Annotated in this window: 11 protein-coding genes; 3 read left to right on the plus strand and 8 right to left on the minus strand. The window is 53.7% G+C overall.

What is annotated here, in order from left to right; genetic code table 11:
- The 4 genes from DFP86_RS19345 to DFP86_RS13465 form a co-directional block, all read right to left on the minus strand.
- Positions 1-1,873 (minus strand): hypothetical protein (locus DFP86_RS19345; RefSeq protein WP_166642275.1); only part of this gene is annotated, 1,873 nt, incomplete at its 3' end.
- A 17-nt stretch (positions 1,874-1,890) separates the two neighbouring features.
- Entirely contained in the window at positions 1,891-3,105 is a 1,215-nt protein-coding gene (locus tag DFP86_RS13455) for an NHL domain-containing protein (protein WP_133682083.1), read from the minus strand.
- 29 nt (positions 3,106-3,134) lie between these two features.
- Positions 3,135-4,553, minus strand: a complete 1,419-nt coding sequence (locus DFP86_RS13460) for an HlyD family type I secretion periplasmic adaptor subunit (RefSeq protein ID WP_133682085.1) — start codon at positions 4,551-4,553, stop codon at positions 3,135-3,137.
- Positions 4,554-6,680 (minus strand): type I secretion system permease/ATPase, encoded by a 2,127-nt coding sequence (locus DFP86_RS13465; protein ID WP_133682087.1) that lies wholly within the window; start codon positions 6,678-6,680, stop codon positions 4,554-4,556.
- Positions 6,681-6,787: 107 nt separating this feature from the next.
- On the opposite strand from DFP86_RS13465, the gene DFP86_RS13470 reads away from it, so the two are divergent.
- Both DFP86_RS13470 and DFP86_RS13475 read left to right on the plus strand, forming a co-directional pair.
- Positions 6,788-8,344, plus strand: coding sequence for a TolC family protein (locus DFP86_RS13470; RefSeq protein ID WP_133682089.1), 1,557 nt, complete (start codon positions 6,788-6,790; stop codon positions 8,342-8,344).
- 16 nt (positions 8,345-8,360) lie between these two features.
- On the plus strand, positions 8,361-9,146 hold the full coding sequence (locus tag DFP86_RS13475) for a hypothetical protein (protein WP_133682091.1): 786 nt from the start codon (positions 8,361-8,363) through the stop codon (positions 9,144-9,146).
- Positions 9,147-9,662: 516 nt separating this feature from the next.
- Here DFP86_RS13475 and DFP86_RS13480 read toward each other — a convergent pair.
- The 4 genes from DFP86_RS13480 to DFP86_RS13495 form a co-directional block, all read right to left on the minus strand.
- Entirely contained in the window at positions 9,663-10,676 is a 1,014-nt protein-coding gene (locus tag DFP86_RS13480) for a virulence RhuM family protein (protein WP_133682093.1), read from the minus strand.
- A 67-nt stretch (positions 10,677-10,743) separates the two neighbouring features.
- Positions 10,744-11,001 (minus strand): hypothetical protein, encoded by a 258-nt coding sequence (locus tag DFP86_RS13485; protein WP_133682094.1) that lies wholly within the window; start codon positions 10,999-11,001, stop codon positions 10,744-10,746.
- 193 nt (positions 11,002-11,194) lie between these two features.
- A complete protein-coding gene (locus tag DFP86_RS13490; protein WP_133682096.1) occupies positions 11,195-11,794 on the minus strand; it encodes a hypothetical protein in 600 nt (199 codons plus the stop codon).
- A 237-nt stretch (positions 11,795-12,031) separates the two neighbouring features.
- On the minus strand, positions 12,032-12,778 hold the full coding sequence (locus tag DFP86_RS13495; protein WP_133682098.1) for a hypothetical protein: 747 nt from the start codon (positions 12,776-12,778) through the stop codon (positions 12,032-12,034).
- Positions 12,779-12,926: 148 nt separating this feature from the next.
- On the opposite strand from DFP86_RS13495, the gene DFP86_RS13500 reads away from it, so the two are divergent.
- Entirely contained in the window at positions 12,927-13,535 is a 609-nt protein-coding gene (locus DFP86_RS13500; RefSeq protein WP_133682100.1) for a GyrI-like domain-containing protein, read from the plus strand.
- The last annotated feature ends 10 nt before the right edge of the window (positions 13,536-13,545 follow it).

The following is a 13,545-nucleotide window of genomic DNA, read 5'->3' on the forward strand; positions in this document are numbered from 1 at the left end:
GATTGGTGGTGGTCGAGGTGACCGTGCCGTCGGCAGTGGTTTCGCTAGTGCCAATTACTGCGCCCGTGGCGGAGTAGGTGGTACTGTTGCTGGTGTTATCAGCGTTGTCGGTAGTTACTTCACGGCTACCGTCGCTGAAACTGGCGGTGGTGGTTGAAGTCCCGTTGGCGTCGAAGGTTTCACTGTAGGTGGTGTTTTGGTCGTCAGTCCATTTGGCGCTCACTTCCACCCCATTGGGGTCATAGTTATCGGAGAGGTAAGTGCCGTTCTGGTACTTCGTGGTATAGCTGGCCGAACCATCGGCGTTGATGGTGGAGCTGCTGACTGTACCGTCCGGATTGGTGGTGGTCGAGGTGACCGTGCCGTCGGCAGTGGTTTCGCTAGTGCCAATTACTGCGCCCGTGGCGGAGTAGGTGGTACTGTTGCTGGTGTTATCAGCGTTGTCGGTAGTTACTTCACGGCTACCGTCGCTGAAACTGGCGGTGGTGGTTGAAGTCCCGTTGGCGTCGAAGGTTTCACTGTAGGTGGTGTTTTGGTCGTCAGTCCATTTGGCGCTCACTTCCACCCCATTGGGGTCATAGTTATCGGAGAGGTAAGTGCCGTTCTGGTACTTCGTGGTATAGCTGGCCGAACCATCGGCGTTGATGGTGGAGCTACTGACTGTACCGTCCGGATTAGTGGTGGTCGAGGTGACCGTGCCGTCGGCGGCGGTTTCGCTAGTACCGATCACCGTACCCGTAGCGGAGTAAGTTACGCTACTACTAGTGCTATCAGCATTCTCGGTCGTGACCTGTTGGCTGCCATCCGTAAACTGCGCGGAGGTCGTAGCAGTGCCATCATCAGGATTGATGGTTTTGCTGTAGACCGTATTCTGGTTATCACTCCATTGTTCGCTCACTTCTTGTCCAGCCGCATTGTAACTGTCTGACAGGAATGTGCCGTCCGAGTAAGTGGAGGTGTAAGTGGCTGTGCCATCAAGGCGGATGGATACTCCGCTGATTGTGCCGTCTGGGTTATCTGTAACCGAACTGGTCGAGCCGTCGGTAGCAACTTGGCTGACGCTTTCAATCGTTCCAGACGGTGAATACGTTATGCTGTAACCGCTGCCATCCGGGTTGGTGGTCGTTACTTGGCTGCTACCATCTGGGTTTGTGATAGTGGATGTTGTACTTGTAGCACTTGGTGCGGAGTCTTGCGTGCTAGTGATCGAGGAGAGTTGATTGACTAGGGCCTGCCGCTGTGCGGCATAAGGATCCGCCGGGATAGTATCGCTGTTTGAGGCGACTTGAGGGTATGGGTAGACGGCTTCGGCCAATTTTTGCACCGTAGTCGAGTCAAGAACTGTTGTTTCTGTTTCTGAATATTGACCGTAAAGCAAATTAAGCTCTTTGATCTCATTGACTTTGTAATTGTCAAAGAAGCTATTGAGATCGTAAGTGCCATTGGTTTGAATGTCGACCTTTTTTCCTAAAACGGTAATCCCAAAATCCGTTTGGTTGACGATGTTGCCATTGGGGTTGATAGAAAAACTCATCGATCCAAAAATATTATTGCTTTCTGTGCCAAATCTTACGTCAATCGAGACTCCTTGCATGGCGAGAGATTTTGGATCTATCGATATACTACCGGATATGTCATATCCAGATTTTACATTCGAAAAATCACCACCAATTGAGTAGGTGTTGTTGGAATTTTTTGAGAATGTAAGATCGCCTGCCCCAGGAATGTGTAAGGAAAATTTTGTTTGCTCAGCGTCAAATTGTGCTGAATATACGCTTCCTGTTGGACTGGTATAGCTTATGGTTTTTGTTAGAGGGTCTATGGAGATATTTCCCCCAAGTGGCCCTTTCGCATTTATTGTATTTTCACTCATATCATCTCCTTGTTAAATTAATGCACGTTGTCTATGTCTGCTACAGTTTTTACATTTCCTTCTTTATCTATTTTCCTGATTTTCCCTGAATAAGATTCGGTGATATAGATGTTGCCAATAGAGTCGATGGCCATCCGTGAGGGGCGAGAAAAACCAGCTTGAGCGCGAAAACCATCTTTAATTTCGATATTCAACATCGATCCTGCAAAGGTTGTTACACTGCCATCAGTCGAGATTTTTCTGATGACATGATTGCCCATATCCGCAACGTATATACTTTCGTCAGCCCCCTGAACTACATCGGTAGGTGCCGAGAACTGAGCAATGAGCACATTGCCATCTTGGTATCCGCGCTTGCCTAAAAATCCTGCTATGGTCGAAACAGTTCCATCGGGCGAGACTTTCCGTATCTGGTTGTCCTCGCTGTCGGCAACGATAATCTCCCCCTTCTTGTTTAAGAACATCCCATCAACACTGTGAAACATTGCGTTTTTTGCATTTCCGTCACGGCTTATTGTTTCGCATAAGCCAAGACATTTATCACTTCTGTTTCCAGAAAATATAGCAATCACATTTTTCGATAGCTTGCTTATTGTATTGACATTGGAAATGAATAAATTTCGATGTGCGTCAACAACGATGGCTTTGGGGAAATATAAATTAATGGTCTCTTCTGAGTCGCCTGCGTCGTGGTAAAGAGTTTTAACAACTCCGTTGGCAATCATCCTGACTGCGTTGTTGCCTGCATCGGCAATAAACACGGTATCGTGATCATCAATGGCTATTCCTATAGGCCTATTGAATTTTGCGCTATTTGCTTTTCCATCTGCTAACCCATTTTGTCCGAATGTTCCAGCGTAATTTTTAACAACACCGTTTGGGTTTATGGAAATTATTCGTGATCCACTGTCGTCGCAAATATATAAAATTCCGTGTGAGTCGACGGCCATGCCCGCAGGAGAGAGAATCGAGCGTGCTTGAGAGTTTCTTATTGCGTTTATTGTTTCTTTTTTGAATTGAAAATGACAAATTGGCTGTGCCGATAGATATCGTGGGAAGCATGAAAAAGCCCAAATGAGTGAAAATATAGTAAATTTAAAGATGTGGAAATTTTTATTAGAACGTGGCACTTTATTTTCCATAAATAGTTTGTTATTTATATTTGCAGATATATCGGCGGTTTTGTTGACGAGGCCATTGAACTTGCTAATTAAGCTTTGCGGGTTTTTCATGGTTTTTAGTATGTGCCTCTTCTGTGTTTTTACCGCTCTCTAAAACTCTCGCCCGTATACTCCACCAACGGGCTTAGGAAATACTCGATCACCCGGCGTTTCCCCGTCTTAATATCCGCCGTCACCTCCATGCCCGGCGTTAAGTTGATCCATTTGTTTTCCACCCGGATGCGGTTGGTTTGCAGACGGATGCGTGCCTTGAACACCAGGCCCAGCTTCTTGTCCTGGCTGGCATCGTTGGAGACGCGGATGACTTTGCCCGGCAGGGTGCCGTAGCGGGTATAGGGGAAAGTGGCTATTTTGATTTCCGCAGGCTGGCCGGGGTAAACGAAGCCGATATCCTTGTTCTCGATCTGCGCTTCTACTTCCAGCGTATCGTCCGGCACGATTTCCATCAGCGATTGGGCGGTGGTGACCACGCCGCCGACGGTGTGCACCGCGAGCTGCTGAACCGTCCCGCTAACCGGTGCTAGCAAGCGGGTGCGTTGTTGGCGCTGGATCGCCTTGGCGGCCTCCTGCTGGCTTTGCGCCAATGCCTGTTGCGCCTGATTTAGCGCATCCAGTTGGTCGCGTTGGAATTCGGCGCGGGTGGCGTCGATGCTGCGACGTTGCTCCTCAGTGGCCGCGCGCAGCTCTTGGACGTGGCTCTGTTGCGCCAGCAGATCATGCTGTTGCTGCACATAGGTTTGCTGTTTCTCCAAATATTCCTGCCGGGATACGTCGCCACTCGGCAGTAGCGCCGCATACGACTGTGCGACTTGGCGCGCCATCGGCACGGTTTGCTGCAGTTTGGCGATTTCGACCTGTGCGGTTTGCAGCTCCGCTTGGCGCTTGAACAATTCGGATTGGTTCGCGGCGGTCTTTTGCTGATATTCGGCAAATTGACCTTCGACGAAATGTTGCGCTTCTTGTTGGCGGATGGTGGGCTCTCCGTCGATCGGAGCCACCCGTGGCGGTTTGCCATTTTGCAGGCTGGCCAACAAGGCTTCCGCGCGCGCGGCGGCGAGGTTGGCGTCGAGCAGCGCGGCCCGGGTCTTGCCGGCATCGGCCTGAGCTTGAGTCGGATCCAGTTCCAGCAGCAGTTGGCCTGCCTGCACGCGCTGACCATCCTGCACCTGGATCGTGCGCACGATGCCGGTATCCATCGGTTGTATCACCTTGACCATGACATCCGGTTCCAACTTGCCATGGGCGGTGGCCACGATGTCCAGCTTACCGAACACCGACCACAGGAGCGCCAGCAGACTGAAAGCCATCAGTAGCCGCAAGGCCCACTGCGGCGCAGGATGTACCGGGGTTTCGGCCAATTCCAGATGTGCCGGCAGAAAGGCCAACTCGTCGCGCTGGCGTTGGGGGCTTTCCAATTGATCGCGGATCGACCAGGCGTAAGCGAACACTTGCCGATAACGTTGCGCCAAGTCGCGCAAGGATTGCCAGTACAGTCGCATCTAGCCTCCCTGCAGCTCGACCAGGCGCGCATAGTAGCCGCCCTGTTGCAGCAGTTGTTCGTGCGGACCGGTCTCCACGATCTGGCCTTTGTCCATGGCGACGATGCGGTGGGCGATGCGCACTGCGGATAGCCGGTGGGCGATGATCAGCACCGTGCGGTTCTGGCAGATGGCCTGCATGTTGTTTTGGATAATGCGCTCCGATTCATAGTCGAGTGCGCTGGTGGCTTCGTCGAAGATCAAAATGCGCGGGTTGTGAATGAGGGCGCGGGCGATGGCGATACGTTGGCGTTGCCCGCCGGAGAGCCCGGTGCCTTGTTCGCCGACCTTGGTGTCGTAGCCTTCCGGCAGCTCGACGATGAAGTCGTGGGCCCCGGCGAGCTTCGCCGCTTGCATCACCGCCTCCAGCGGCATGGCGGGATCGACCAGCGCGATGTTGTCGCGGATGGAGCGATGGAATAGACGGTTTTCCTGCAGTACCACGCCGACTTGGCGCCGCAGCCACGCCGGGTCGGCCAGCCCCAGGTCGATGCCGTCGATGCGTACCCGTCCCGCTTCGGGCAGATACAGCCGTTGCAACAGCTTGGTCAGCGTACTCTTGCCAGAACCGGAGCGGCCGACAATGCCGACGATTTCCCCCGGGTGCAGAGTCAAGCTGACATCTTTGAGAATTTCCGGGCCATCGGGGGTATAGCGGAAGCGAATGTGCTCAAATTCAATCGCCCCTCGCACTTGCGGCAAAGCTTGGCGGCTGGCCGGCAATTCGCTACGGGTGTTGAGAATATCGCCCAACCGTTGCATCGAAATGCCGACCTGCTGGAAGTCCTGCCATAACTGGGCCAGACGCAGAATCGGCGTCGACACCCGGCCCGCCATCATATTGAAAGCGATCAACTGCCCCACCGTCAGTTGGCCTTCAATCACCAATTGCGCGCCCAGCCAGAGCGTGGCGACATTCACCAGCTTGCCGATCAATTGGATGCCCTGTTGGCCCACATTGGCGAGGCTGCTGACACGAAAGCCCGCGGCAACGTAGCTGGCCAGCTGTTTGTCCCAAAACTGGGTGAACTGGGGTTCGACGGCGAGGGATTTCACCGTTTCGATGCCCGACACGGTTTCGACCAGGAACGACTGGTTGTCGGCGTTGCGTGCGAATTTCTCGTTCAATCGGCCGCGCAAGATAGGCACGAGCAACATCGATACGCAGGCATAAGCTGGCAGCGAGAGCGCGACAATCAGCGTCAGCTTCACGCTATAAACGCACATCACGCCGATGAAGATGACGGAGAACACCACATCGATGACGGCGGTCAGTGTCTGCCCGGTCAGAAAGTTTCGAATGTTCTCCAATTCGCGCACCCGTGCCACGGTATCGCCGACGCGGCGCGCGCCGAAATATGGCAATGGTAGCGCCAACAAATGTCGAAACAACCGAGCCCCCAACTCGACGTCGATTCGGTTGGTGGTGTGCGCGAACACGAAGCTGCGTAAGCCGGTCAGCGCCACTTCGAACACGGCGCTGATCAACAGCGCGACACAGACGACATCCAACGTGCCATAGGTGCGGTTGACCAGCACCTTGTCCATCACCACCTGGAACATCAGTGGCGAGATCAGCGCGAACAACTGCAGCACGAGGGAAACGGCCAACACTTCCAGCAACAGCCGTCGATATTTCACCAGCGCCGGAATGAACCAAGAGAAATCGAAACGCGCCAATTCGCCGGCGAGCGATGCGCGCGAGGCAAAGAGGAGCGCTCTTCCCGACCAGAAGGTTGTTAGCTCCGATATGGGGCGTACCTCTGGACGCGCACCCGGTGTCAACACCACCAAGGCCTTATCGCCGTCGATTCGGGCGATGACGAAATGCGCGCCGTTGGCGCATAGCGCCAAACAGGGCATCGGAGTGCGTGCGAGACGGCCGGGACGGATATCGACCGCCCGCGCTTTGAGCCCTAGCGTGCGCGCGCTGAGCAGCAACGTCGGTTCGTCAAAATCCCCTTGCTGGCACGCGGCTTGATGTCGTAGCGCCGCCTCCTCGACCGCAATGCCATGGTAATGGGCGATCAGGATCAAACCGCTGACACCTGGTGCGGGATGGCCTTCCGCTGTCGTTATAGATGCCATAAACAAACGTTATTGTTAGACGTTGCCGATGGTATAATTAAGATAAAGCTTAAATGATGTTTAATTATGCCAAAACATTGCTAATTGTTAATTTTTAAACCAATAGGTTGATTAATAATGAAATTATTGTTTTGTTTCAGTGCATCGCCGGGTGTGGATTTGTTGTTTTAATGTCAACGAAGATTGCGTTAAAAATAAAAATGCCCAATGCATATGAAAGAGGCCGCATGCTCGAAGTGAGCATTGCCGTACGCCGTGTTGGCTGGGGGGTCGTCCTATTTTTTCTGACGGTGTCACAGACGTTCGCACTGGATCCTTTATTCACAGGGGAGGGTACAGTCGCGGAGAGGCAATCTATTGATAGTGATGGCTGCAGAGGGGGAGTACGACTACCGCTCACGTTGATAGAAGCTGAGCAGCTTGCTCTATGTACTAATCCCAAGGGGCATGCGGCATGGGCGCGCGTCATGCAGCGTGCTAACGAGATTGGCGTTGCACGTTCGGCCTATCTGCCCACCGTCAGTGCCAGTATTCAGTCTGTGCACGATGCCACTGCTACACGCGTCGATAACCAGCCGCTGTTAAGTCGCGATCTCAAGGCTCGCTATCAGGCCGACAGCTTAAGTCTCAACTGGGTGTTGTTCGATTTTGGCGTACGCGGCGCGGCGCTCGATCAAGCCAAGGCGCTATTGACAGCCTCCCAGCAAGACGACGCAGCACAACTGCAAACGACCCTGCTCAACACCGCGCGTGACTATTATGGGACATTGGCCGGGTATGCCAGTGTACGGGCCGCTCGTGATGCGGAAGCAATTGCCCAGCAGAGCTTGGAAATTGCTTCCGCGCGGTTGAAAGGCGGCGTCGCGCCAATCAGCGAACAATTACAAGCGCAAACGGCGCTGGCTCAGGCAACCTTCAATCGAATCAAAGCCGAGGGGGACGCGGACACCTTCCAAGGTGCCCTGGCGCTCGATATTGGTATCGCGCCAGATCAACCATTGCAATTGGTTCCGATGCCGGACTCCCCGCATGGCGATATGTCGTTTGTTAAATCGACACAGCAACTGCTGATAGATGCGGCACGCTTGCATCCCTCTATTCTTAGCGCGCGAGCAAATCTCGCTGCGGCGGAGGCCAATGTGGATCTTGTGAGGGCGCAGGGGCGGCCAACACTCAGTCTGGTCAGCAAACTGGCTCGCAACACGCAACCGGTGAACCAAGGATTGGGCGAGCCGAATCTGAATGCCAATATGCACGAGCGCTATATCGGCTTACAGCTGGACGTGCCCTTGTTTGAAGGTTTTGGTCGGCTATACCGGGTGAAGTCCGCTGAAGCACAAGTGGACGAGCAACGAGGCTCGCTCGAGGATGCGGAGCAGCAAGTCGCCCACGATGTTTGGCGAAGTGAGAAAGCGTTGGAGACGGCGACAGCGAATCTTCGCTCGGCACGAGAGACAAGAGATACCGCCCGCGCTGCGTTGGCCTCAGCACAACGGCGCTATCGATTGGGAATCACTGGCATTGTAGAAATGCTTCAAGTGCAAAATACGCTTAGCCAAGCCGATCAACAGCAAATTGCGAGCGTCGCCAATTGGTATTTGGCCAGATTGCAGTTAGCAGAATCGGTAGGCTCTTTGAACATACTCATGCTGTCGGACGAATAGGTGCGGGGGATCTGCATTGAATACGATCAACAAGAAGCTGTCATTCATCGCCATTTTGCGTGAGAGCTATGATTTTATCTGGCGCGAGCGCGGCAATTTTTCTTGGCCGTTTGCGATCCTGATCGGCGTGCTGTTGCTGCAGCCCATCTATATCGCACTCCATTTGCATTGGGCAACAGCATCCTCTTCCTCCGTGGTTGTACTGATGGGCGTGTTGGCGTTTTTGGCCGATCTGGCGTTTTCCATCGGCATCGTTCGTGCCACTGCGCACGGTGAGTTTCGGCCCGGTTGGCGGTTTTTCAGAGTCGATCGTCTTTTGTGGCAATGCTTGTGGGTTCAGGTGCTGGTGGTTTTGCTAAGCGGTGCGTTATTGATGGCCATCACAATCCCTCTGTCATTTGTCATCATGACATTCATAAACCTTCGGCATTGGTTTATTGCAGCTGGATTGGTTGCATCACTGGTGTTGGTATATGCATGGATACGCACGCGTTTAGTCTTGGCGGTGCCATTGCGTGCGCTTGGTGTCGCTCGCCCTATTGCCGAGGCATGGGCGTTAGCCCGAGGCAATGTTTGGCGCATTTTGGGGTTGATCCTGTTGGCGTGGGTACCGATGTTGGTTTTGTCCGTCATCAGTGTGCTGCCGTTGTGGGGCTTGGCAGGGAAGAGCAGCTTCGCGATATATAGTGTGTGGCCGTTGATGGTCTACGTGGTCTGCTATGGCGTTTGCGGGCTCATCAGTTATGTTGTGCAAGCGAACTGTTGTCGTGCGTTGCGGACGGTCTCTGTGCCATTGCCGTAGCGAGATCGAGGCTTGAAGAGAGAGCATGTTGGGATTTCTGTAGAGACCAGCCGATATCATCGTTTTGGTGCTACTGGCATTACCCGCATTCGCCATTAGCACGCAGAATCCTGACGTGAAAAATTTGTGGATACCGCAGACCTGTGCGAGTACTTTCTAGGCGAAATTGGCGGTCCCAGTTCCGTCCAAGAGCAGCAACGCTTGGGGCGTACCGCCAACCACTACTGCAACGCGGCCAAGCGTCAATTCAAACAGCTTGACGTCAGATACAAGGATGATCGGAACGTACAAGTAATCCTGGACGACTACCGTGATAAATTGACCGACTAGCCTCATTCAGGGACTCTGGGTCAGCTCTTTCTTGTTGCATGGGCTGTTCCCGTACCGGTGCGTGCTCTCTTGGAAAAGAAGAGTCGTTGCTCTGAGTGACTCATGATCCAACGCCAACATGGTGAACCGTGAGCAACAAGAAAGGCCCGGCCCTGTCGCCTGATCGATCTCGTCCGGTTATGTTGACTACGGTCTTCTGGCGCGTTGCTTCAAGGTGTTTTCCAACGCTTTCAGTTCGGCTTCATCCTGCGCGTCGGCCTGACGTGCCTCGTCCTGTTTGCGACGCAGGTCGTAGTCCAGGTAGCGCTCGTTCGCGACCTGTTCCATCTGCACGTGGCTGACCTTGCCCGCATGCGTGAGCACGGGAAAACCGTTGCTGTCGATGATCTGGTTCACATTCTGTTGCCAGAAACTCATGGGGATGGCCTCGCGGCGCTTGGTGCGCAGTTCCGCCGTTTCCAGAAAGATCACCACCAGACGGTTCAGGGTGTCGATCTCGTCTTCGGTCAGGTAGTTCTTGGCGACCAGGATGTCCTGCTTGCGTACTTTGGTGCCTTGCCACTGCGAGAGGCCGAAGTGGCTGTCATTGGGGTTGGCGCGGGCTATGATCAGCTCCGCTGCAGTCTGTTGCGTTACGGCGTAGAGCAACAGGTTTTGCACGGTGGCAAAAAAAGTCTGTGTTGCCTGGTCGGTCTTGTCGTAGTCGACGGACAAGGCGAACAGATCGCGCACTTTCTGATAAAAGCGCTTCTCCGAGGCACGGATATCGCGGATGCGCGCCAGCATCTCGTCAAAGTAGTCCGGGCGGCCATCCGGGTTCTTCAGGCGTTCGTCATCCAGCACAAAACCCTTGAGCAGATACGCCTTGAGCACTGTAGACGCCCAGCGGCGGAACTGCACCCCGCGTGGCGAGCGCACCCGGTAGCCAACAGCCAAAATGGCGTCCAGGTTGTAAAGCGCCACGATGCGTTGCACCTGACGGGAACCCTCTGTTTGAACTGTCAAGGATTCCTTGACAGTTGCCGCCGAGTCCAGCTCCCCGTCCTGAAACAAGTTTTTCAGGTGCAGCGAGATGTTCTGTTTGGTCGCATCAAATAGCTCGGCCATCTCTAGCTGCGTCAGCCAGACAGTTTGTTCCTCGGCCCGCAGCTGTATCTGGCTGCGGCCGTCTTCGGTGGTATAGAGGATCAGTGCACTCATAACATCGCCCCGCATTCAGTACTCACAGTAGCCGAGGGGCTACGCCCCTCGCCTCTGGTTGATAGCCTTAATCGGCCGTTAGCACCAGGCACCCCGCCAGCTCGCGCACATGCGCGGCCTTGGGCAGATACATCCATGAGGTGTTGGCATCGATCGGCTCGAACGCCCACGGCAAGCGGCTATCGACGATCAGGCGGCACTCGTCGGAATTTGCTCGACTGCCGCGCGGCAAGCACAACACGGAAATCAGGGAAAGTAACTGCTGTTGGCGGGAATCCGGGTTTTGAGAAAAGACAGCGACTGCATTACCATTTCGAGTAGCCATACTAGCTCCTGAGATGAGTTGGTTTGGTCAGCGGGTTCGATGGTGTTGCCGCACCTCGAGCCCGCGCCTCTGACGGCGGACGCCGCACCGCCTACCTTACCCAGCCAGACGCCAACTGACAACCAAGCGTGGCTGTCAGTAAATGCTGAAAATTGGATATTGCAAGCATTCGAGCGGGAGGCTTTGGCTCCGCTTACCCCAAATCATGGTGTACCCATTTTTCTTTTAACGAGGCTGGCCAATACATGCAGGGAACCATCAAGGTCGCTTCCGTGGAAGGGTGAGCCAGGATTGGGAATATGCTTGCGGTCAACATCCGGTTTGGGAGGTGCCTGCGGAAGACCATAAATGCCGTCGACTTGACGGGGATGTCTGACAGCTGTGTTGGCAAATACCACCCCATGCCCCGCTCAAACTCGTCGGTTAGCATGTCGGCTATTTTTCTTTTTTCCGGGTCCTCCGGCGTTGTGTTTTTCAGCTGATAGACTTCACTCGCGAGGGCACGCAGCTCATCCAGCGAAGCATCGAGTTCATTGCCTGGGCAGTAGATAAGGTGTGCCGGACAGTTGTTCTTTCCTGGCGAAAACAGCATGCAGTTTGCCTGGACTACGGCAGCCCAATGCACAGAACCGTTTCTTATCAAGAAAGCCTGTTTTTTTATTACCTCATACAGTGGATCATATATGCTCATCCACGAAGGTTGCTCTTCTGAAATCGTCAGGTAACGCAAATTATTCAAAAAAGCGCGTGATTTTTTGAAGTGCCTTCTGATTTCAGTAATTGCCTCTTCCATTTCAAATTCCAATTGCTTTCATGCGTTTCACATCAGGACTGGCCATATTAGCTCCTGTGATGAGTTCGTTTGGTCTGCGGGTTCGATAGTGTTTCCGCACCACGAGCCCGCGCCACTGACGGCGCCTGCCGCACCGCCTACCTCGCCCAGCCGACAACCAAGCGCGGCTGTCAGTAAATGCTGAAAATCAAGCCATCGCTCGCAAACCAAACCGGCACGGTTTGCGATTTGCGCGGATCACTGGGCCACAACAGGTGTTTTGGCTGCCGCTTTGGCTTTAGCCTTAGCCTCTTCTTTTGCCTTCTCTTCCGCTGCGTCTTGCGCCTCTTCTCGTGCGTCGGCCTCTTCGTCGGCCTTGGCTTCAGCCAGCCATTCCTCTTTCGACTGAATCTTGAAGCAAGCCCATTTTTTCGCACGGAGCGAAAGGCTAACCATTGGCTCAGGTTGGACCGAGCCATCGTTCATCACCTGTTGCAGCATGATGCGGCAAATGGGTGTGCCGGCTTTGATGCCCGGCGTATCGGCCGCTGCGCTGACATTTATCTCGGTCTGAACGCGGTAATGCGCATTTTCGCGGGGGGTGAACCTGAAGAAGATTTGGCAGGATTTTTCTTCCAGCACCGACGCGGGGGATTCTGCAGAAAAAGAAGCTTCGTAGGTGATGGTGATCGGCTCGTTCGCTCTTAATTTAACTGGGCCGTCGATTAGCGTGCGACCGCTATAGCAGCCCTCTTCGTTAAAATTGTTGATGTATAGCCGATGGGTCTCTACCAGACTGGCTAAGAATGGTCGATCTACTGGTTGAAAATTGGCGGATTTTTCTGCCGCTGTGGGAAACTTATATTGCGTACCAACAGATTGGCATGCCGTGAGCAGAATGGCCGAAAATAAAACGATGAGTTTAGAGTAATTGCTAAGGGTTTGGCGAAGGTAAACCATGCTGTAGCCGCTTTTTGAAATTATAAATATTTGCTGACGCATCATACCGATTGGTGCGGTATGGAATACTTTATCATTTTGTAATTCGAATGATAATGGTCTATGCGTTAGAGCGAAAAAATCAGCAGTGCGGTAACAGCAATGTGTCGACGCCACGTACACTGACACCCGTTAACCGAGCTCGGGAGTTTCCGTGGACAAAATCGATTTCAAAAAAGAACTGAAACACCTCTATCAACCCTCCGCCAAAGAAGTGGCTCAGGTCGATGTGCCGACAACCCATTATCTGATGGTCGATGGCGAAGGCGATCCCAACACTTCGCCGGCCTATGCCGAGGCCATCGAAGTGTTATATGCCGTTGCCTATGCGGTGAAGTTCATGGTGAAAAAAGGCTCGTTGGCTATCGATTACGGTGTGATGCCACTGGAAGGGCTGTGGTGGGCCGACGATATGGCGAGTTTCGCCACCGACGACAAATCGAATTGGCAGTGGACCATGATGATTGCGCAGCCGCCGTTCGTCACGCCGGCCATGATCGAGCTCGCCATGGCCGAGGTGAAAAAGAAAAAGAACCCGGCGGCCATGGGCAAGCTACGCTTCGAAGCCTTTTCGGAGGGCCTGTGTGCGCAAATCATGCATATCGGCCCCTTCACCGCGGAAGGCCCCACGGTTGAAAAGGTCCACCAGTTCATCGATGCAAGAGGGCAGCGTCGCGGCAAGCATCATGAGATTTATTTGAGCGATATCCGTAAGGCCGATCCTACGAAATGGAAAACCATCATCCGGCAGCCCATGCAGTGACGGCCGTCCC

This window comes from Paludibacterium purpuratum (genome assembly GCF_004363805.1).
Lineage (GTDB): Bacteria > Pseudomonadota > Gammaproteobacteria > Burkholderiales > Chromobacteriaceae > Paludibacterium > Paludibacterium purpuratum.